The 19,563-nt window shown below is 70.4% G+C and carries 21 protein-coding genes; 15 read left to right on the forward strand and 6 right to left on the reverse strand.

From position 1 onward, the window contains the following. Positions 1-50: 50 nt before the first annotated feature. The 4 genes from EJC51_RS27210 (at position 51) to EJC51_RS27230 (ending at position 1,651) form a co-directional block, all read left to right on the forward strand. The gene (locus EJC51_RS27210; RefSeq protein WP_126273489.1) at positions 51-425 is read left to right on the forward strand and encodes a VOC family protein; all 375 of its coding nucleotides are present in this window, start codon (positions 51-53) and stop codon (positions 423-425) included. A gap of 7 nt (positions 426-432) precedes the next feature. Beyond that, positions 433-783 (forward strand): ArsR/SmtB family transcription factor, encoded by a 351-nt coding sequence (locus EJC51_RS27215; protein WP_079311385.1) that lies wholly within the window; start codon positions 433-435, stop codon positions 781-783. Further along, positions 780-1,241 carry an SRPBCC family protein gene (locus EJC51_RS27220; RefSeq protein ID WP_126273490.1) on the forward strand — a complete coding sequence of 154 codons (462 nt, stop codon included), beginning with the start codon at positions 780-782 and terminating at the stop codon, positions 1,239-1,241. The genes EJC51_RS27215 and EJC51_RS27220 overlap by 4 nt, the downstream gene beginning before the upstream one ends. 149 nt (positions 1,242-1,390) lie before the next feature. Continuing rightward, positions 1,391-1,651, forward strand: coding sequence for a DUF397 domain-containing protein (locus tag EJC51_RS27230; RefSeq protein ID WP_059194009.1), 261 nt, complete (start codon positions 1,391-1,393; stop codon positions 1,649-1,651). Positions 1,652-1,743: 92 nt separating this feature from the next. Here EJC51_RS27230 and EJC51_RS27235 read toward each other — a convergent pair whose 3' ends face one another. Continuing rightward, positions 1,744-2,250, reverse strand: coding sequence for an ATP-binding protein (locus EJC51_RS27235; RefSeq protein ID WP_165951251.1), 507 nt, complete (start codon positions 2,248-2,250; stop codon positions 1,744-1,746). Between the two features lie 333 nt (positions 2,251-2,583). On the opposite strand from EJC51_RS27235, the gene EJC51_RS27240 reads away from it, so the two are divergent. The 6 genes from EJC51_RS27240 (at position 2,584) to EJC51_RS27265 (ending at position 8,117) form a co-directional block, all read left to right on the forward strand. After that, on the forward strand, positions 2,584-3,408 hold the full coding sequence (locus EJC51_RS27240; protein ID WP_126277152.1) for a helix-turn-helix domain-containing protein: 825 nt from the start codon (positions 2,584-2,586) through the stop codon (positions 3,406-3,408). 112 nt (positions 3,409-3,520) lie between these two features. After that, the gene (locus EJC51_RS27245; RefSeq protein WP_126273493.1) at positions 3,521-4,981 is read left to right on the forward strand and encodes an aldehyde dehydrogenase family protein; all 1,461 of its coding nucleotides are present in this window, start codon (positions 3,521-3,523) and stop codon (positions 4,979-4,981) included. A gap of 119 nt (positions 4,982-5,100) precedes the next feature. Continuing rightward, positions 5,101-5,643, forward strand: coding sequence for a DinB family protein (locus tag EJC51_RS27250; RefSeq protein ID WP_126273494.1), 543 nt, complete (start codon positions 5,101-5,103; stop codon positions 5,641-5,643). A 52-nt stretch (positions 5,644-5,695) separates the two neighbouring features. Next, on the forward strand, positions 5,696-6,337 hold the full coding sequence (locus EJC51_RS27255; protein WP_126273495.1) for a PadR family transcriptional regulator: 642 nt from the start codon (positions 5,696-5,698) through the stop codon (positions 6,335-6,337). Between the two features lie 89 nt (positions 6,338-6,426). After that, a complete protein-coding gene (locus EJC51_RS27260) occupies positions 6,427-7,365 on the forward strand; it encodes an ATP-binding cassette domain-containing protein (RefSeq protein WP_126273496.1) in 939 nt (312 codons plus the stop codon). Beyond that, on the forward strand, positions 7,362-8,117 hold the full coding sequence (locus EJC51_RS27265; RefSeq protein ID WP_165951252.1) for an ABC transporter permease: 756 nt from the start codon (positions 7,362-7,364) through the stop codon (positions 8,115-8,117). Before EJC51_RS27260 ends, EJC51_RS27265 begins: the two co-directional genes overlap by 4 nt. Before the next feature lie 6 nt (positions 8,118-8,123). Here the strand turns inward: EJC51_RS27265 and gad are convergent, their stop codons facing one another. Next, entirely contained in the window at positions 8,124-9,524 is a 1,401-nt protein-coding gene (gene gad / locus EJC51_RS27270) for a glutamate decarboxylase (RefSeq protein WP_126273497.1), read from the reverse strand. Between the two features lie 22 nt (positions 9,525-9,546). Beyond that, positions 9,547-10,830 carry an ion channel protein gene (locus EJC51_RS27275; protein ID WP_126273498.1) on the reverse strand — a complete coding sequence of 428 codons (1,284 nt, stop codon included), beginning with the start codon at positions 10,828-10,830 and terminating at the stop codon, positions 9,547-9,549. A gap of 119 nt (positions 10,831-10,949) precedes the next feature. Here EJC51_RS27275 and EJC51_RS27280 point away from each other — a divergent pair, with 119 nt between their 5' ends. After that, positions 10,950-11,711, forward strand: coding sequence for a MerR family transcriptional regulator (locus EJC51_RS27280; RefSeq protein WP_126273499.1), 762 nt, complete (start codon positions 10,950-10,952; stop codon positions 11,709-11,711). Positions 11,712-11,729: 18 nt separating this feature from the next. Here the strand turns inward: EJC51_RS27280 and EJC51_RS27285 are convergent, their stop codons facing one another. Next, positions 11,730-12,095, reverse strand: coding sequence for a YbjQ family protein (locus tag EJC51_RS27285; protein WP_126273500.1), 366 nt, complete (start codon positions 12,093-12,095; stop codon positions 11,730-11,732). 133 nt (positions 12,096-12,228) lie between these two features. Here EJC51_RS27285 and EJC51_RS27290 point away from each other — a divergent pair, with 133 nt between their 5' ends. Then, positions 12,229-13,110, forward strand: coding sequence for a DedA family protein (locus EJC51_RS27290; protein WP_126273501.1), 882 nt, complete (start codon positions 12,229-12,231; stop codon positions 13,108-13,110). Here the strand turns inward: EJC51_RS27290 and EJC51_RS27295 are convergent, their stop codons facing one another. Together EJC51_RS27295 and EJC51_RS27300 are read right to left on the reverse strand one after the other, a co-directional pair. After that, a complete protein-coding gene (locus EJC51_RS27295) occupies positions 13,111-14,784 on the reverse strand; it encodes a threonine/serine exporter family protein (RefSeq protein ID WP_126273502.1) in 1,674 nt (557 codons plus the stop codon). Positions 14,785-14,908: 124 nt separating this feature from the next. Further along, positions 14,909-15,400: an inorganic diphosphatase gene (locus EJC51_RS27300; RefSeq protein ID WP_126273503.1), complete on the reverse strand. Its 492-nt coding sequence runs from the start codon at positions 15,398-15,400 to the stop codon at positions 14,909-14,911. Positions 15,401-15,479: 79 nt separating this feature from the next. On the opposite strand from EJC51_RS27300, the gene dacB reads away from it, so the two are divergent. From dacB to tilS, 3 genes are all read left to right on the forward strand, one after another. Then, entirely contained in the window at positions 15,480-17,057 is a 1,578-nt protein-coding gene (gene dacB / locus EJC51_RS27305; protein ID WP_126273504.1) for a D-alanyl-D-alanine carboxypeptidase/D-alanyl-D-alanine endopeptidase, read from the forward strand. A gap of 67 nt (positions 17,058-17,124) precedes the next feature. Next, positions 17,125-18,279, forward strand: coding sequence for a zinc-dependent metalloprotease (locus EJC51_RS27310; RefSeq protein ID WP_126273505.1), 1,155 nt, complete (start codon positions 17,125-17,127; stop codon positions 18,277-18,279). 193 nt (positions 18,280-18,472) lie between these two features. After that, positions 18,473-19,516, forward strand: coding sequence for a tRNA lysidine(34) synthetase TilS (tilS, locus tag EJC51_RS27315; protein WP_126273506.1), 1,044 nt, complete (start codon positions 18,473-18,475; stop codon positions 19,514-19,516). Positions 19,517-19,563: the final 47 nt, after the last annotated feature.

Raw genomic sequence — 19,563 nt, forward strand, 5'->3', positions numbered from 1 at the left:
CGATTCCCTACGTTTGACGCGTAGGGAATCGCCTACCTATCATGGCCCACATGACCATCACCCACGCCTCCTTCGTCACCCTCCCCGTCTCCGACCAGGACCGCGCCCTGCGCTTCTACACCGACGTCCTCGGCATGACGGTCGCCGTCGACCGGGACATGCCCCAGGGCCGCTGGCTCCAGGTCGCCCCCGAGGGCGCGCAGACCGTCTTCACGCTCTCCGGCCCCGGGATGGGCGGCTTCGAGCCCGGTTCGGCCCGGGGGATCATGTTGGTGACGACCGATGTCGACGCCGACTGCGCGCGCCTCGCCGAGGCCGGCGTGTCCGTGCAGGGCCCTGACGAGCTCCCCTGGGGCCGGATGGCCGCCTTCACGGACCCCGACGGCAACGGTCTGATGCTGCTGACGGAGAAGGAAGGCTTCTGACCTCGCCATGAACGGGACGGGTACCGCCGCCGCGAACGACCGCGTCTTCGCCGCGCTCGCCAACTCCGTGCGCCGCGAGGTGCTGCGGCTCCTGCGCGACGGCGGCCCGCAGCCCGTGCAGGCCCTCGCCGCCCACTTCGACATGGCCCGCCCGAGCCTCTCCGAGCACCTCAAGGTGCTGCGTGACGCCGGCCTCGTCTCCGAGCAGCGCTCCGGCCGGCAGCGCATCTACCGCCTGGAGGCGGCCCCGCTCGCCGAGGTGCAGGACTGGCTCCACCCGTACGAGCGGTTCTGGCGCGACCGGCTGAAGGGGTTGGGCGAACTGCTCGACCGCATGCCCGACGATGACGCGACATGAACGCCACCCCTGACGACGACCTCACCGTCATCCGCGTCGACCAGTTCTTCCCGCACCCGCCCGCCAAGGTGTGGCGCGCCCTCACCGAGCCCGAGTTGCTCGTGCAGTGGCAGATGCAAGGAACCGAGGCGTTCCGTCTGGAGGTCGGTCACCGGTACACGATGACCTCCGTGCCGCGGCCCAACACCAACTTCTCCGGCACCGTCGACGTGGAGGTTCTCGGTTTTCAGCCGGAACGGATGCTGAGCGTCCGCTGGACCGACACCGATCCTGCCAACTCCGCCGACTGGACCATCACGTGGAGGTTGGAACAGGAAGGGCGTGGAACGCGTCTCTTTCTAGTACACGAGGGATTCGACCCGGACGACCCCGCACAGCTGATGGCCCGGACGATCATGGACGGGGGCTGGAGATCGCATGTGATGCGCGCTCTGGGGGATGCGCTGGAACGGATGTAGCACCACGTACGTCACATCTGTAACCACGGGAACACCCCGCGTGCACGTGCATCTGCTCATGCATCTGCACGTGAACAGAGCTATGATCCGGACCAGTTGACCTTTGCATCAATTGGCCCCAAGGCCACCGCAGCACCGGGGAGCGACCTGTGGACCACGACGTGTACAACGGCATGGACGTGTACAACGGCATGGCGGCCACGGACCTGAGCGGGGTGGCCTGGCAGAAGAGCAGGCACAGCAACTCGCAGGGTTCCTGTGTCGAGTTCGCGCGGCTGCCCGACGGCGGCGTGGCCATGCGCAACTCGCGCTTCCCGGACGGTCCGGCGCTCGTCTACACGCGCGCGGAGATCGAGGCGATGCTCCTCGGCGTCAAGGACGGCGAGTTCGACCACCTGATAGCCGGTTGAGGGCGGCGGCCGCCCCGGTCAACCCGGGGTGACCGGCTCACTACCTGCGGTGACGCGCGTAGAACCGCGGCGTCGAAAAACGCCGCGGAGCCTCACTCGGCGGACTCCCGCGGCTGGAGCAGGAACAGGGCCCAGACGACCTTGCCGTTGAGGGTGCCGGCCAACGGGTGCCAGCCCCAGCTGTCGGCGAAGGAGTCGACGAGGAACAGGCCGCGGCCGGATTCCGCCGAGAAGTCGTCCGAATCGCGCGCCACCGGGTTGTCGTGGCTGGGATCGCGCACCGCGCACACCAACCGGTCCGTCCAGCGCATCAGATGCAGCCGCACCGGCGGGATCTGTGCGGGGGTGTGGCCGTCGCCGGCCGGCAGTCCGTGCCGCAGGGCGTTGGTGACCAGTTCGGAGACCACCAGACAGACGTCGTCGAAACGGTCGCCGATGTCCCACTGGTCGAGCGTTCTGCGGGTGAACTGCCGTGCCTCGCGCACCGCTTCGTAGCGGGCGGGCAGCGCACAGGAGGCGGCGTTGGACACGGCCGCGGGATCCAGCGGCGGAAGGCCCTGCCGTAACGGCTCGAGCATGGTCGATCCATTCATCCCCATGCGAGGCACTCCCGGGAACTCGCGGTCGTTGCGATGCAGCGGTTGCGCGGGACCATGGTTTCGGATGTGTGGTGCAGATGCAAGGTGCAGATGCACGTGCACGTGACCGAATTGGATGGTGCCGTACCGCTTGTTGGGCATTTTTTCCGCCAACTTCCTCCTCTCTCTTGCCTTCTCGCGGCCACCTCCTGTGTGGAATCTTTGGCTTCTTTCCATCTCTGTAATCGGACGAGTACAGCTCGAAGTGTTTTAGTGGCAGACTTCGGCCCCTGAAGACGGTTGGGGAGGCTGGCGAACGTGAGCGCGGGAGAGCCGGGATCGGTGGTGCGGCGCATGCTGCTCGGATCACAACTCAGGCGACTGCGTGAGGCGCGGGGGATCACGCGCGAGGCCGCGGGCTACTCCATCCGCGCCTCCGAGTCGAAGATCAGCCGGATGGAGTTGGGCCGGGTGAGCTTCAAGACCAGGGACGTCGAGGACCTCCTGACGCTGTACGGCATCACGGACGAGGCCGAGCGCATGTCCCTGCTCTCCCTCGCCCGGGAGGCCAACGTGGCGGGCTGGTGGCACAGTTACTCCGACGTCCTGCCGAGTTGGTTCCCCACCTATGTGGGGCTGGAGGGCGCCGCGAGCCTCATCCGCGCGTACGAGGTGCAGTTCGTGCACGGTCTGTTGCAGACCGAGGCGTATGCACGTGCAGTCGTACGGCGTGGCATGAAGGGCGCGAGCGAGGCCGACGTCGAGCGGCGGGTGGCGCTGCGCCTGGAGCGGCAGAAGTACCTCGTCGCCGAGAACGCCCCCGAGTTCCACATCGTCCTCGACGAGGCCGCCCTGCGCCGCCCCTACGGCGACCGCGAGGTGATGCGGGAGCAGCTCCAGCACCTCATCGAGATCTCCGAGCACCCCAACGTCCGGCTTCAGATCATGCCGTTCAGCTTCGGCGGGCACTCGGGCGAGAGCGGCGCGTTCACGATCCTGAGCTTCTCGGAGTCCGACCTCACCGACGTGGTCTATCTGGAGCAGCTCACCAGCGCCCTCTACCTGGACAAGCGCGAGGACGTCGCCCAGTACGAGACCGCCCTCAAGGAGCTCCAGCAGGACAGTCCGGGTCCGGCCGAGAGCCGGGACCTGCTGAGGGGTCTTCTCCAGCTCTCCTAGGGTTCTCCCCATAAGTTAGCTCTCCGTCCCCAACTCGCTTGCGCCGCAAGTACGATGACGTGTGATCAGACCGTGATGCAGATCGCGTGTCCGCTAGTGATTTGGGGATCACATGTCGTCGTACTTCACTGACCTGGCCCAGCAGTACATCGACGGTGAGTGGCGCCCGGGCACCGGCTCCTGGGACATCATCGACTTCAACCCGTACGACGGCGAGAAGCTGGCGTCGATCACCATAGCCACGGTCGACGAGGTCGACGACGCGTACCGGGCGGCCGCCCGCGCCCAGAAGGAATGGGCCGCGACCAACCCGTACGCCCGCCGCGCGGTCTTCGAGAAGGCGCTGCGGCTCATCGAGGAGCGCGAGCAGGAGATCACCGAGGTGATCATCGCCGAGCTCGGCGGCACGTATCTGAAGGCCGGCTTCGAGCTGCACCTCGCCAAGGAGTTCCTGCGCGAGGCGATCCACCTGGCGCTGCGCCCCGAGGGCCGGATCATCCCCTCGCCGGTCGACGGCAAGGAGAACCGCGTCTACCGCGTCCCGGTCGGCGTCGTCGGCGTGATCAGCCCCTTCAACTTCCCGTTCCTGCTGTCGATCAAGTCGGTCGCCCCGGCGCTCGCCCTCGGCAACGGCGTGGTCCTCAAGCCGCACCAGAACACCCCGATCACCGGCGGCTCCCTGATCGCGAAGATCTTCGAGGACGCGGGTCTGCCCAAGGGCCTGCTGAACGTCGTCATCACCGACATCGCGGAGATCGGCGACGCCTTCCTGGAGCACCCGGTCCCGAAGGTCATCTCCTTCACCGGCTCCGACAAGGTCGGCCGCCATGTGGCGACCGTCTGCGCCTCGCACTTCAAGCGCTCGGTCCTCGAACTCGGCGGCAACAGCGCCATCGTGGTCCTCGACGACGCCGACATCGACTACGCGGTCGACGCCGCGGTCTTCAGCCGGTACGTCCACCAGGGGCAGGTCTGCATGGCCGCCAACCGCGTCCTGGTCGACCGCTCGATCGCCGACGAGTTCACCGAGAAGTTCGTCGCCAAGGTGAAGTCCCTCAAGGTCGGCGACCCGCGCGACCCGCAGACCGTCATCGGCCCGGTCATCAACTCCTCGCAGGCGGACGCCGTCTCGGGCGTCGTCGAGCAGGCGCTCGCCGAGGGCGCGACGGCCCTGGTGCGCGGCGGGACCAACGAGAACCTGGTGTCGCCGTCGGTCCTGACCGGCGTACCCGCCGACTCCGCCCTGCTCCGGCAGGAGGTCTTCGGCCCGGTCGCCTTCCTCATCCCGGTCGACGGCGAGGAAGAGGCGGTCCGGATCGTCAACGACACCCCGTACGGCCTCAGCGGTGCCGTCCACACCGGCGACATCGAGCGCGGCGTGAACTTCGCCAAGCAGATCGACACCGGCATGTTCCACGTCAACGACGGCACCGTCCACGACGAGCCGATCGTGCCCTTCGGCGGCGAGAAGAGCTCGGGCATCGGCCGCCTGAACGGCGACACGATGCTGGACTCCTTCACCGCCCTGAAGTGGATCTCCGTGCAGCACGGCCGGAGCGGCTTCCCCTTCTAGGCGTTTCCTGAGCTTCCAGGCGTTTCCTGAGCGCGCCGGGGCCCTTGCGGACAGAAGCTGACCGCAAGGGCCCGTAGCTTCGTCGGTGTCGGCAAGGCACTCGATGAAAGGCGGCCGCCATGGTCACCCACGTTCCCGCGGAAGCACCCGGCGACGAGCGCGGAGCGCTGCTCGGCTATCTGGCCGCGGAGCGCGGCGCCATCCGGCGGGCGCTGCTGGGGCTCACGGACGAGCAGGCGTCCTCCCGCCCCAGCGCGAGCGACCTGTCCCTCGCCGGGCTGCTGAAGCACGTGGCCGAGGTCGAGCAGGGCTGGGTGGCCCGCGCCCAGGGTGAGCCGCCGGCGGTGCGGCGGACCGAGGAGAACTGGCACGAGTGCTTCGCCCTCGTGGACGGCGAGACGGTCGAGTCCCAGCTGGCCTACTGGGAGAAGGTCGCCGCCGAGACGGAGGCGTACGCCCGCTCGGTCCCGAGCCTCGACGACACCTTCGCGCTGCCGAACGACCCCTGGTTCCCGCCGGACAGCCGGGTCTCCGTCCGCTGGATGCTGCTCAACCTGATCCGCGAGATGGCCCGGCACGCCGGCCACGCCGACATCATCCGCGAGTCCCTGGACGGCGCCACCGCCTTCGAGCTGGTGGCGAAAGAGCAGGGCACGAGCTAAGCGGGTCGGGGGAGGCCGCTGGAGCTGACGTCAAGCGTCCTACGCTGGCCCCATGTCAGCGATCCGTCTCCTCGTGCTCGGCGCGGTCCGCCAGCACGGGCGGGCCCACGGCTACCAGGTGCGCAACGACCTGGAGTACTGGGGCGCGCACGAGTGGTCCAACGCCAAGCCCGGCTCGATCTACCACGCCCTGAAGCAGATGGCGAAGCAGGGACTGCTGCACGCGCACGAGATCGCGCCGTCCACCGCCGGTGGCCCGCCCCGTACCGAGTACGAGATCACGGAGGCGGGCACCGAGGAGTTCCTGCGGCTGCTGCGCGAGGCGCTGACCTCGTACGACCAGAAGATGGACGTGAAGTCGGCGGCCATCGGCTTCATGGTCGACCTTCCGCGCGCCGAGGCGGTGTCCCTGCTCAAGGAGCGCATCCGGCGCATCGAGCAGTGGCGCGGCTCCGTGACCGAGCACTACGTCCCCGAGGAGGGCCCCGAGCAGCTCGGTCACATCGGCGAGATCATGAACCTCTGGATCCACACGGCCGACGCCGAACTCGCCTGGATCCAGGGCCTGATCGGGCGCGTCGAGGACGGGGCGTACACCTTCGCGGGGGAGGGCGAGCCGTTCGTCGGGGTCCTCGCCGAGGGCGAGGAGAACCCGTACGCGACGGGCCAGCGGCATCCGGAGGACGCGAGCTGATGCGGGATGCAGGCTAATCAAGTTTGACCAATGGGCTCCGCCGGGTTACTTTCGATCGGGTAGTCAAGTTTGACTAACGAGGGAGCGGCATGACCGACGAGGCGATCACCGTCGACGGAGCACGCAAGAAGTACGGCGCGAAACAGGCCCTGGACGGGCTCGACCTCACGGTCGCCCGCGGCACGGTGCACGGAGTGCTCGGCCCGAACGGCGCCGGCAAGACCACCCTGGTCCGCATCCTCTCCACCCTGCTGCGCCCGGACGCCGGCCGCATCGAGGTGGCCGGGCACGACGTCGTACGCCAGGCCTACGCCGTCCGCCTGCGCATCGGCCTGCTCGGCCAGCACGCGGCGCTCGACGAGGAGCTCGGCGGCCGGCAGAACCTGGAGATGTTCGGCCGCCTCCACCACCTCGGCGCCCGCCGCGCACGCGCGCGTGCCGACGAACTCCTGGAGCGGTTCGCCCTGACCGACACCGGCCGCAAGGCCGTACGGCACTACAGCGGAGGCATGCGCCGCCGCCTGGACCTCGCGGCCTCCCTGATCACCGAACCGGAGGTGCTCTTCCTGGACGAGCCCACCACCGGCCTCGACCCCCGCGGCCGCGCCGAGGTGTGGGCGTCGGTCCGCTCCCTGGTCGGCGGCGGTACGACGGTCCTGCTCACCACGCAGTACCTGGAGGAGGCCGACCAGCTCGCCGACCGCGTCTCCGTTGTGGACGCCGGCCGGGTCGTCGCGGACGGCACACCGGAGGAGCTGAAGAAGGCGACCGGCGGCGACCGCATCGACGTCGTGCTGCGCGACGCGGGGCAACTGGGGGCGGCGGTCGCGCTGCTGCCCGTCGACCCGGCCGGGGTCTCCGTCGACCCCGACCGCCGGTTGCTCAGCGCCCCGGTCACCGACCGGATGGCGGCGCTCGCCGGGGTCGTACGGGCGCTTCAGGACGCGGGTGTCGAGGCGGAGGACGTGGTGCTGCGCCGGCCGACGCTGGACGAGGCGTTCCTGCACCTCACGGAGGGAGCCGCGTGACCACGTACGCGCTGACCGACTCCTGGACCATGACCCGGCGCGAACTCGCCCACTGGGCACGGCAGCCGGTACGGGTCGTCGTCGGCCTGGTCTTCCCGGTGATGCTGCTGCTGATGTTCGGCTACCTCATCGGCGGCGGGCGGGGTGTCGAGGGGGAGTACGTCGACTATCTGGTCCCCGGGATGCTCGCGCTCACCATGGCCTTCGGCCTGGAGGGCACGATGATCGCCGTCACCCAGGATCTCGACAAGGGCGTCATCGACCGCTTCCGCTCGCTGCCCATGGCCAACGGGGCGGTACTGGTGGGGCGTTCGGTGGCGGACATGCTCCAGTCGACGGTGGGGCTCGGGGTCCTCGTCGGTGTCGGGTTCGCGCTCGGCTGGCGGCCGGGCGGCGGCCCGGGGGCGTTCGTGGGCGCCCTCGGACTGCTGCTGCTCCTCCGCTTCGCCATGCTGTGGATCGGCATCTTCCTGGCGCTGGTGGCCGGGAAGCCCGAGATGGTGCAGGCCGTGCAGATCCTGGTCTGGCCGGTCGGCTTCCTGTCCAACGCGCTCGCCACGCCCGCCTCCATGCCGGACTGGCTCGGCACGGTGGTCCAGTGGAACCCGATGTCCCGCACGGCGACAGCCGTACGGGACCTGTTCGGCGGCCTCGGCACGGACCACGTGTGGGCGGCCGTGGCCTGGCCGCTGGCGCTGCTGGCGGTCTTCTTCCCGCTGGCGGTACGGCGGTTCGCGGGGCTCGGCAGGTAGCCGTCCTCAGTGGTGGAAGCCCGTCGCCGCGCCCTTGTCCTGGGTCAACGGGTGCGACTGGCGGCGCAGTTCGGGCAGCAGCCGCCGCAGGTCGTCCACGAACAGCTCGGCCAGGTCGGCGGAGAAGCCGTTGCGGCAGACGACACGCAGGACGCTCAGGTCCTCGCGGTGGGGCGGGAAGGTGTACGCCGGCACCAGCCAGCCGCTCTCGCGCAGCCGCCGGGACACGTCGAAGACGTCGTACGCCGTCACGTCGTGCCCGGTGGTGAAGGCGAACACCGGCAGCTGGTCGCCCCGGGTGAGGAGGCGGAAGTCGCCGAGGGCCTCGATGCGTTCGGCGAGGCGCCCGGCGACGTCCCGGGTGGTCTGCTGCACGGCCCGGTAGCCCTCGCGGCCCAGCCGCAGGAACGTGTAGTACTGCGCGACGACCTGCGCGCCGGGCCGGGAGAAGTTGAGCGCGAAGGTCGGCATGTCGCCGCCCAGGTAGTTGACGCGGAAGACCAGCTCCTCGGGCAGGGCGTCCTGGTCGCGCCACAGCGCCCAGCCGACGCCCGGGTAGACGAGGCCGTACTTGTGCCCCGAGGTGTTGATGGAGGCGACGCGCGGCAGCCGGAAGTCCCAGGCCAGGTCCGGGTCGAGGAAGGGCGCGACCATGCCGCCGGACGCCCCGTCGACGTGCACCGGGATGTCGAGGCCGGTGCGCTCCTGCAACGCGTCCAGGGCGGCGCACAGGTCGGCGACGGGCTCGTAGGAGCCGTCGAAGGTGGAGCCGAGGATCGCGACGACCCCGATGGTGTTCTCGTCGCACATTGCGGCGGCGGCCTGCGGATCGAGATGGAAGCGGTCGCCCTCCATCGGGATCAGCCGGGGTTCCACCTCCCAGAAGTTGCAGAACTTGTCCCAGCAGACCTGGACGTTGATGCCCATGACCAGATTGGGGCGGGCGCCCGGCTTCGGGTTCCGCTTGCTCCAGCGCCGCTTCAGCGCCATACCGGCGAGCATGCACGCCTCGCTCGATCCGGTCGTCGAACAGCCCACGGCGGCGGCCGGATCGGGTGCGTTCCACAGGTCGGCGAGCATCGCCACGCAGCGCCGCTCCAGCTCGGCGGTGCGCGGGTACTCGTCCTTGTCGATCATGTTCTTGTCCCGGCACTCCGCCATCAGGACGCCGGCCTGCGGCTCCATCCAGGTGGTGACGAAGGTGGCCAGGTTGAGGCGCGAATTGCCGTCCAGCATCAGCTCGTCGTGCACCAGCTGGTACGCCGTCATCGGCGGCAGCGGGGTGTCCGGCAGCCGGTGCTTGGGCGGCGCCTCGGTCATGCCGCCGACCGGATTGGCCTCCCCGTAGAAGGGGTTGACGGACATCGGGCGCTCGTCGCGCTTCTCGGGACCTTGGTGGAGCGGCATCGATGGACTCCTCGAAGTGGGTTCAGCGGACCGGGGTTCCGTCGTCGCGCAACTGCATCTGGGGCCGCCCGGTCACCAGCAGCCAGGCCGGCAGCGAGGCGAAGCAGAGCAAGGCGATGATCGCCGGCGAGGACACCAGGACGGCGGCGGTGAACAGGCTCACCCAGCCCTGCCGGGTGATGGCGAGGAGCATGCCCAGCACACCCGCGGCGACACCGACGGAGGGGTGGACGCCCGACACCAGGGCGTGGGCGCACAGGCCGAAGGCGGCGCCGACGAACACCGCCGGGAAGATCCGCCCGCCGCGGAAGCCGCAGGACGCGGCGACGAGCAGCGCGGCCAGTTTCACCGCGGTCATCGTGGCGAACTCCCCGGCCGACCAGCCGTCCGGGTCGGCGGCGATCTCCCCGACCTCCTCCAGCCCCTTGAAGAGCGTGAGATGGCCGCCCACGGCCGCGAGCAGGCCCAGGACGAGGCCGCCGACGGGCAGCATCAGCATCGGGTGCCGCAGCCGGGAGAACGCGCCGTGGACGTACGGGAAGGCGCGCACGGCACACATGCCGAACACGGCCGCCGCGGACGCGATCACCAGCGCCGCCAGCAGATCGCCCCAGCCGGGCCGCCCGAACGCGGGTAGATGGAGATCGAAGGACGGATGGGCCACCAGGGTGGTCGTCAGGGCGCCCGCGGCGGCGGCCATCAGGGGCGCGAAGACGTTGTCCCACAGCGCGCCCGTGACCTGCCGTCCGGCCAGTGCCTCGGAGATGACCAGGGCCGCCGCCACCGGCGTACCGAACAGCGCGCCGATCGTCGCCGCCTCCGCCAGCACCGGCCACAGCCCGCCCGGCGCCCGGGGCAGGAACCGCCGGCCGAGCCAGAAGACGATCGCGACGTTCACGGCGATGATCGGGTTCTCGGGGCCGAGGCTCGGCCCGCCGGCCAGCATCAGCGCGGTCGCGAGGACCAGCCCCGGCAGCACGACGGGCGGCAGCACGGGGGCGTCCAGGCCCATGGTGGCCGGGTCGGGCCCGGCATGCCCCGGCACCTTCCACACCACCAGGCCGACGGCCACGCCGGTCGCGGTGAGCATGACGAGCATCCAGAGCACCGAGTACCGGCCCACGCCCAGCGCGTCGGGCAGGTTCTGCCACAGCACGTCCTGCAACGCCTCGGCCGCCGCGCTCACCCCGAGGAGGATCAGGCTCGCGCCGACGCCCACCACGAGAGCGGGGAGGATCAGGGGCAGCAGCGCACGGGCCGGGGTCGCCGGAGCTGCGGGTGCCTGCTGCGCGGTGTCCTGGGCCACGGGCTCACGATAAACGGGCAAAACGGGCACCACATCCGGAGTCGACCCCGGGGCTTGCACCTCACGTGGCGTGAGGACGCACCGTGGACGCCGTACCGAGAAGGGAAGGAGCGGACGAAGTGAGCTACTCCGTGGGACAGGTCGCCGGTTTCGCCGGAGTGACGGTGCGCACGCTGCACCACTACGACGACATCGGCCTGCTCGCACCCAGCGAGCGCAGCCGTGCGGGCCACCGGCGCTACAGCGACGCCGACCTCGACCGGTTGCAGCAGATCCTGTTCTACCGGGAGCTCGGCTTCCCGCTCGACGAGGTCGCCGCCCTCCTCGACGATCCGGCCACGGACCCGCGCGTCCACCTGCGCCGCCAGCACGAGCTGCTGACCGCCCGGATCGAGAAGCTGCGGAAGATGGCGGCGGCCGTGGAGCAGGCCATGGAGGCACGCAAGATGGGCATCAACCTCACGCCGGAGGAACGTTTCGAGGTCTTCGGCGACAAGGATCCGGAGCAGTACGCCGAGGAGGCGGAACAGCGCTGGGGCGGCACCGAGGCGTACGCCGAGTCCCAGCGCCGCGCCGCGACGTACACCAAGGAGGACTGGAAGCGCATCCAGGCCGAGGTCGACGACTGGGGCCGGCGCTACGCCGCCCTGGTGACGGCCGGCGAGCAGCCGTCCGCCGAGGCGGCCATGGACCTCGCCGAGGAACACCGGCAGCACATCAGCCGGTACTACTTCGAGGTCCCCTACGAGATGCACCTGTGCTTCGGCGACATGTACGTATCCGACGAGCGCTTCAAGGCGTTCTACGACGCGATGGGCGACGGCCTGGCCGAGCACCTGAGGGACGCGATCAGGGCGAACGCCGCCCGGCACACCTCGTAGTCCGTCCTGGCCCGGGGCTCACTCCCGGGCCAGGACCACGGCGGTCCCGTAGGCACACACCTCCGTGCCGACGTCGGCCGCCTCCGTCACGTCGAAGCGGAACGCCAGCACACCGTTCGCCCCACGCGCGCGTGCCTGCTCCACGAGCCGCTCCATGGCCTGGTTGCGGGTCTGCACCAGCGTCTTGGTGAGCCCCTTGAGCTCACCGCCGATCATCGACTTCAGGCCCGCGCCGATCTGGCTCCCCAGATGCCGGGAGCGCACGGTCAACCCGAAGACCTCCCCCAGTACCCGCTGCACCCGGAAGCCGGGTACGTCGTTGGTGGTCACCACGAGCACATCGGGCTCGGGGCCCTGGCCGCCGCCGAAATCATCGATACTCATGGCTCACAGCTTTCTCCCGGAGAGCCCACAGCGCATCCTCTGCGGCCCCATGGAACCTGGGCTCCGGGGCCTGCGTTGATACTTTTGGGCAGCCAGCCCCCGCCCGTCCCCCAGCACCAGGAGTCACAGACCCGTGACCACGCTCGCGCTAGGCCCCGAGTGGCTCAGCCCCGACTATCTGATCCAGACGTTCAGCCTTCCCGGAATCCTGCTGATCGTCTTCGCCGAGTCGGGTCTCTTCGCCTTCCTGCCGGGCGACTCCCTGCTGTTCACGGCGGGCCTGTTCGTGGCGCAGGGCGACTACATCAGCCAGCCGCTGTGGCTGGTCTGCCTCCTGATCGTGCTGGCCGCCGTCCTCGGCGACCAAGTGGGCTACATGATCGGCAAGTTCTTCGGCCCCAAGCTCTTCAGCCGCCCCAACTCCAAGCTCTTCAAACAGGAGAACCTGGAGAAAGCGCACGAGTTCATGGAGAAGTACGGCCCCAAGGCGATCGTCCTGGCCCGCTTCGTGCCGATCGTCCGCACCTTCGCCCCCATCGTGGCGGGCGCCGGCCGCATGAAGTACCGCACCTTCCTGACGTACAACGTCATCGGTGGCGTCGCCTGGGGAACCGGCGTCACCCTCGCGGGGTACTGGCTCGGTCAGATCGACGTCATCCACAAGAACGTCGAGGCGATCCTCGTCCTCATCGTCCTCGTGTCGGTGGTCCCGATCATCATCGAGTACCTCCGCGAGCGCGGAAAGAAGAAGCGGGCGGCAGCCGAACAGCCTCCGGCCCCCGAGCCCCAGGCGTACCAGCCCCCGCCGATGGACGACGCGACGACACAGCTGCGCCGCATCCCGTCGAACGACGAGCAGCAGCAGTACGGCAACGGCAACCAGGGCCAACAGCAGCAGTACGGCTACGACGACCAGTACTACGCCCCGCAGCAGCCGTACGCCCAGCAGTACCCGCAGCAGCAGGGCTACGACAACCAGCAGAACCAGCAGTACCCGTACAACCAGGGTTACTAGCTAGAAGCCCCGCGTCCGCTTCGCCGCCCGGCGCCCCGCGGCAGACGCCCCACCGGGAACGCGCAAGAACAACCGCGAGATTTCCGACCCCAGATTGACCCCGATGGCGATGGCCATGGCCAAAGACGCGGCCGTGGCCAACGACACCAGCCCCTTGTCGACGTCGTCCCGCGCGATGGACAACAGCCCGAAGTACGTCGCGGAACCCGGCAGCAGAGGCCCGATCGCCGCGGTCGTGTACGGCAGCGCCGAAGCGAACCGGTACCGCGACAGCATCTGCCCGAACAGCCCCACCAGCCCCGCCGCCACCGCCGTGGAGGCCACCGGCGAGATCTCGCCGACGTAGTGCAGCGCGCCGTACACCGACCACGCGACACCCCCGTTGAGCGTCACGATCAGCACGGTGGATCGTTCCTGCTGCAACAGCACCGCGAACGTCAGCGACAGCAGCATCGACGCCCCGATCTGCCACAGCGGCCGCTCCTCGATGATCAGGGCCACGTCGGGGTTGAGGTCGGCGCCGAGCTGCACGCCGAAGTACAGGACGATCAGCACGCCCACGACGATGCCGACGAACAGGTACATCACCTCAAGGAGCCGCGCCGACGCGGTGATGTAGAACCCGGTCAGCCCGTCCTGCACGCCCGCCACCAGCGCCCGCCCCGGCAGCAGCGCGAACAGCCCACCGGTGATGACCGCGGACGCCTTCACGTCCACGTGGGCCACCGTCAGCGCCACCCCTATCGCCGCCGGCGGCATCGCGGCGACCGTGAACTGGTAGAACTCCGGCAGCCCGCGCCCCGCGCACAGCCACGCCAGCCGGTCGCCGAGCATCGCGCCCAGCGCGGCCGCCACGAACACGATGACGTCACCGCCGACGAGCACGGACGCGGCGCCCGCGAGCAGCCCGCTCGCCGAGGTGAGCACCCAGCCGGGATACGGGTGCCGGTTGCGGCGGATCTCGGCGAGCCGCCGGTACGCCTCCTCCAGCGAGAACGCCGTCTCGGGGTGGCTGAGGTCGTCCACCAGCTGGTAGACGGCCGCGAGCCGGGTGTAGTCGGTGCCGCGCCGCCGCACGGTCCGGGAGGCCGTCACGGGGTCCTCGACGAGGGACGGCTGGTACGAGATCGACAGCAGTGTGAAGGTGACGTTCGGCTCGCACCGGTCGAGGCCGTACGAGCGGCAGACGGCGAACATCGCCGCCTCCACGTCCTCCGCGTTCTCACCACCCGCGAGCAGCAGCTCCCCGATACGCAGCGTCAGGTCGAGCACGCGCGGGACGGCCGGCCCGGTCTCGTCCTCCTTGTGCAGCGGCTCCGGCGCGGGCCGCTCGGCCACCGGCATCCGCAGCATCGTGCGCATCCGGTCCTGCCAGGGCGCGTCCTTGGTCAGCGAGACCAGGGGAACGCCGGTCGGCGGCGTGAACGCGGCCGGGGCGTGCTTGGCGCTGTAGGTGCGCGGCGTACTGAACGCCGACCCCTCCGGCTCGGTGGCCGGCCCCTCGGGCGCCTGAAGGCCCTCCGGTACGGCGAACTCCGAGGACGTCTCCGACTCGCCGCCGGCCGTCTTCGGAACGGCCAGCCCGTCGGGAATGGCGAACTCGGACGTGATCTCGGGGTCGTAGACGCTCCTCGCCTCGTCCGACTGCGGCTTGCGGTCCTCCGCCGACGTCACTTGCCTATCGCTCCCTGTAGCACCATCCGTCGCCTCAGTATGCGCACAGACACGTTCCCCGCAGGTGAGCGGATACGCGAACGGGCCGCACGCGTGCGCGTGCGGCCCGTGGACATCAGGGGGCTCAGTGGCCGCCGGACTCCTTGAAGCGCTTGTAGGACCGCTCGATCTCGGTCTCGGCGTCGACGCGGCCGACCCAGTTGGCGCCCTCGACGGACTTGCCGGGCTCCAGGTCCTTGTAGACCTCGAAGAAGTGCTGGATCTCCAGGCGGTCGAACTCCGACACGTGGTGGATGTCACGCAGGTGCTCCACGCGCGGGTCCGTCGCCGGGACGCACAGCAGCTTGTCGTCGCCGCCGGCCTCGTCCGTCATGCGGAACATGCCGATCGCGCGGCACTTGATGAGGCAACCCGGGAAGGTCGGCTCGTCAAGAATGACCAGCGCGTCCAGCGGGTCGCCGTCCTCGCCGAGGGTGTTCTCGACGAATCCGTAGTCGGTCGGGTAGGCGGTCGAGGTGAAGAGTCGACGGTCCAGGCGGATCCGACCGGTCTCGTGGTCCACCTCGTACTTGTTCCGCGAACCCTTCGGGATCTCGATCGTGACGTCGAACTCCACCGGTGGCTCCTCCATGATCAGCACATAGTTCTGGTGGTTAAGTGTCCCTCACGCAGGTGTGTGATCGCGAAAGGGGCTGGTGGTCGTGCCTGAACTGAGGCCTTGGCGGGCCGCGAGACCGCATGTGACGCGGCTCGCGAACGCCGTACGCCCCCGTCTGGCAGCCGCACGCCCCCAGCTGGCACGCGCCGCGAACGCGGTGAAACCGCAGGTCAAGCGTCTGACGACGGTGAGGACCTGGCAGTACACCGCGGGCGCCGCCACCGCCGGCCTGGCTCTGACGGCCGTGGTGGTGACCGCGGCGGGCCCCTGGGACTCCACCGGTCAGCGTACGGCCGAGCGGGACCGGGCGGTCGCCCTGGAGCACACGGGTGGCGCAGATCACGACCGTGGTTCCGGTACGACGGGAGCGGCTCCCGAGCCCGCCCCGAGCGCCTCCTCGGTCCTCGCGGGCCTCGGCGGCGCCACGAACACCGTGAAGTCCGCGCCGAGCGGCGAGGCCCTCTCCGCCGTCCTGGGGCCGCTCCTGAAGGACGGGGCGCTCGGCAGCCGCCGTACGGCCGCGGTCGTCGACGTGGCCACCGGCAAGCATCTGTACGGCGTCGGGGCCGACACCGCGCTCACCCCCGCCTCCACCACCAAGATCGCCACCGCGGTCGCCGCCCTGTCGGCGATGGGCCCCGACCACCGCCTCACCACCCGCACGGCCCTGGAACCCGGCACCCACGAACTGGTCCTGGTCGGCGGCGGCGACCCCACCCTCACCGCCCGCAAGGACGCCGAAGGCTGGGCGAGCCTGCGCGACCTGGCCGCGAAGACGGCGAAGGCCCTGAAGAAGGACGGCGTCCGCAAGGTCACGCTGTCGTACGACACCACCCTGTACGCCGGTTCCGCCCTGCACCCCATCGGCGTCGACGCCAACCTCGCCCTGGTCAGCGCCCTGATGGCCGACGAGGCCCGGACGGACGACTCCACGAGCGGCACGGCCGTCCGGGCGCCGGACCCGGCCGACGACGCGGCCCGCAAGTTCGCCGCCTTCCTGGCGGACGAGGGCGTCGAGACGACGTCCCCGGGCCCCTCCAAGGCGACGGACCGCGCCGAGACGCTGGCGGAGGTCTCCTCGCCGCCGCTGTCCACCCTGGTCGAGCGCATGCTGACCAACAGCGACAACGACATCGCCGAGGCCCTGGCCCGCCAGACGGCGGTGGCGACGAAGACGCGCGCCGACTTCGAAGGCGGCGGCAAGGCCATCCGGGCGCAGCTGAAGAAGCTCCAACTCCCGGTGGCCGGCGTCTCCTTCAAGGACGGCAGCGGGCTGAACCGCGACGACAGGCTCACCGCCGACCTCCTGACCGCCCTCCTCGCGAAGGCGGGCGACCCGGACCACCCCGAACTCCGGTCGGTCCTCACCGGCCTCCCCGTGGCCGGCTTCACGGGCACGCTGACCACCCGCTACACGCCCGACGGCGCCGCCGGCGTCGTACGCGCCAAAACCGGCACCCTCACCGGCGTGAACACGCTGGCGGGCACGGTCGTCGACCAGGACGGCCGCCTCCTCGCCTTCGCGTTCCTGGCGTCGAACACGGCGAACAAGGACGCCGCCCAGGCGGCCCTGGACAGGGCGGCGACGGCGCTCGCGGCGTGCGGCTGCGGCTGACGGGCCGCCAGGGAGCCGACGCCGTCGCGGCCTGCCCCCAGCGCGGACGCTCACGTACGGTTGACGCATGACGAGCATCGGCGGTGCTGCTTCTTCTCAGATGGTCGACTGGAACCTCGCGGTGGCGACCGCGACCCGGCTCGTGCGGCCGGGGCCGGAGGTGAGCCGTGACGAGGCCCGGGCCGTCGTCGCCGAGCTGCGCCGGCACGCCAAGGCGTCGGAGGGACACGTCCGCGGCTTCACCCGGATGGCCACCGAGGAGATCCACGACACCCCGGTCCTCGTCGTCGACCGCCCCGGCTGGGTCCGGGCCAACGTCGCCGGCTTCCGGGAGATCCTCAAACCCCTCCTCGACAAGATGCAGGAACGGCGTGGCAACACCCCGGGCGGCGCGGTCCTCGGCGCCGTCGGCGGCAAGGTCACCGGCGTCGAACTCGGCATGCTGCTGTCCTTCCTGGCCTCCCGCGTCCTCGGCCAGTACGAGACCTTCGCCCCGGCCACCCGCGAACTCCCGGCCGGGGAGAACGGCGGCGGACGGCTGCTGCTGGTCGCGCCGAACATCGTGCAGGTGGAGCGCGAACTCGACGTACAGCCCCACGACTTCCGCCTGTGGGTGTGCCTGCACGAGGAGACCCACCGCACGCAGTTCACCGCGGTGCCCTGGCTGCGGGACCACCTGGAGGGCGAAATCCAGTCGTTCTTGGGGGAGACCGAGGTCGACCCCATGACCGTCCTGGAACGCATCCGGGAGGCCGCCCAGTCGCTCGCCGGCGGGCGTCCCGAGGGCGAGGAGGACGACGGCGGGCGCTCGCTCGTCGAGATCGTGCAGACCCCGGCCCAGCGCGAGATCCTCGGCCGCCTCACCGCGGTGATGTCCCTTCTGGAGGGCCACGCCGACTTCGTGATGGACGGCGTGGGCCCGGACGTCGTGCCGAGCGTCCAGGAGATCCGCGAGAAGTTCCAGCAGCGGCGGGCCAAGGGCGCCTCCCGGCTCGACATGGCCCTGCGCAAACTGCTCGGCCTGGACGCCAAACTCCGCCAGTACCGCGACGGCGAACGCTTCGTGCGGGCCGTCGTCAACGAGGTCGGCATGGACGGCTTCAACCGCGTGTGGACCTCCCCCAACACGCTCCCGACGAAGACGGAGATCGCCAAACCGGCGGACTGGATCGCGCGGGTGCACCGCAAGGCGGATTCGGGGAACTCCGGGACCGAGTCGTGAACCGGGCGGAAAGGTCGTGAAAGAAAACCGGCCGACGGCAGGCGAACGCCCCTCCAATCACCCGTCCGAGGGACCGTGAGCCCTGGGTAGGCGTGCAATGCTCGGGGAACGGCCCGGTTCTGTCACCATCTACACACTCTGAGTGACCGAACCTCGGGCTCACCCCCCGAAAACTTCATGAAGGGAACCGGACATGGGTCCCCATCCTGCGGTCGCGGCGATACGCCTGGCGGTCCGCCGCGTCCTCCACGACATCCTCAACGAACACACCAGCCCCTCTGGCAACTCCTCCGACTCCCCGCACGAGCGCCCGCCGTCCCCGCTCGTGCTCGTGGCCTGCTCCGGCGGCGCCGACTCCATGGCCCTCGCCTCCGCCCTCGCGTTCGAGGCCCCCAAACTCGGCATCCGCGCCGGCGGCGTCACCGTCGACCACGGCCTCCAGCCCGGCTCCGACCTCCGCGCCGAGGAAGTCGCCCTGCGGCTGCGCCAGCTCGGCCTCGACCCCGTCGAGTCCGTCGCCGTCACCGTCGGCCGCGAAGGCGGCCCCGAGGCCGCCGCCCGCGACGCCCGCTACGCCGCCCTCGACGCCGCCGCCGCACGCCACGGCGCCACCGCCGTCCTGCTCGGCCACACCCGCGACGACCAGGCCGAGACCGTCCTGCTCGGCCTCGCCCGCGGCTCCGGCATCCGCTCCCTGTCCGGAATGGCTGCTGTTTCCGGGGGTCCGGGGGCCGCCCGCCGTTACCGCCGCCCCTTCCTCCAGCTCGACCGGCAGACCGCCCGCAAGGCCTGCATGGTCCAGGCGCTCCCCGTCTGGGACGACCCCCACAACGCGGACCCGGCCTACACCCGCTCCCGGCTGCGCCACGAAGGCCTGCCCGCCCTGGAGAAGGCCCTCGGCAAGGGAGTCGTCGAGGCACTCGCCCGGACGGCCCAGCTCTCCCGCGACGACGCCGACGCCCTCGACGCCTGGGCGAGCCAGGCCGCGACCGCCGTCCGCGACGCCGCCGGACTGCTCGAATGCGCCAAGCTCTACGCCCTGCCGCCCGCCGTACGCCGCCGTGTGCTGCGCCGCGCCGCCATCGAGGCGGGCGCCCCGGCAGGCTCGCTGTTCGCCCGGCACATCGAGGAAGTCGACCGGCTGATCACCGGCTGGCGCGGCCAGGGGGCCATCAATCTCCCCGGCAAGGTCGTCGCCCAGCGGCAGGGTGGCAGACTGGTGATTCGGCAAGGCTGAATCCTTACCCCTCCGCGAGGGGTGACGGGCAGGCCGGTGGGACGACC

This window comes from Streptomyces aquilus (assembly GCF_003955715.1).
GTDB lineage: Bacteria > Actinomycetota > Actinomycetes > Streptomycetales > Streptomycetaceae > Streptomyces > Streptomyces aquilus.

Bases quoted from the DNA above. Each gene is read 5' to 3' on its own strand.
- EJC51_RS27210 (WP_126273489.1), top strand. From the start codon at position 51: ATGACCATCACCCACGCCTCCTTCGTCACCCTCCCCGTCTCCGACCAG.
- EJC51_RS27215 (WP_079311385.1), top strand. From the start codon at position 433: ATGAACGGGACGGGTACCGCCGCCGCGAACGACCGCGTCTTCGCCGCG.
- EJC51_RS27220 (WP_126273490.1), top strand. From the start codon at position 780: ATGAACGCCACCCCTGACGACGACCTCACCGTCATCCGCGTCGACCAG.
- EJC51_RS27235 (WP_165951251.1), bottom strand. From the start codon at position 2,250: ATGGGGATGAATGGATCGACCATGCTCGAGCCGTTACGGCAGGGCCTT.
- EJC51_RS27240 (WP_126277152.1), top strand. From the start codon at position 2,584: ATGCTGCTCGGATCACAACTCAGGCGACTGCGTGAGGCGCGGGGGATC.
- EJC51_RS27245 (WP_126273493.1), top strand. From the start codon at position 3,521: ATGTCGTCGTACTTCACTGACCTGGCCCAGCAGTACATCGACGGTGAG.
- EJC51_RS27250 (WP_126273494.1), top strand. From the start codon at position 5,101: ATGGTCACCCACGTTCCCGCGGAAGCACCCGGCGACGAGCGCGGAGCG.
- EJC51_RS27255 (WP_126273495.1), top strand. From the start codon at position 5,696: ATGTCAGCGATCCGTCTCCTCGTGCTCGGCGCGGTCCGCCAGCACGGG.
- EJC51_RS27260 (WP_126273496.1), top strand. From the start codon at position 6,427: ATGACCGACGAGGCGATCACCGTCGACGGAGCACGCAAGAAGTACGGC.
- gad (WP_126273497.1), bottom strand. From the start codon at position 9,524: ATGCCGCTCCACCAAGGTCCCGAGAAGCGCGACGAGCGCCCGATGTCC.
- EJC51_RS27285 (WP_126273500.1), bottom strand. From the start codon at position 12,095: ATGAGTATCGATGATTTCGGCGGCGGCCAGGGCCCCGAGCCCGATGTG.
- EJC51_RS27310 (WP_126273505.1), top strand. From the start codon at position 17,125: ATGACGAGCATCGGCGGTGCTGCTTCTTCTCAGATGGTCGACTGGAAC.
- tilS (WP_126273506.1), top strand. From the start codon at position 18,473: ATGGGTCCCCATCCTGCGGTCGCGGCGATACGCCTGGCGGTCCGCCGC.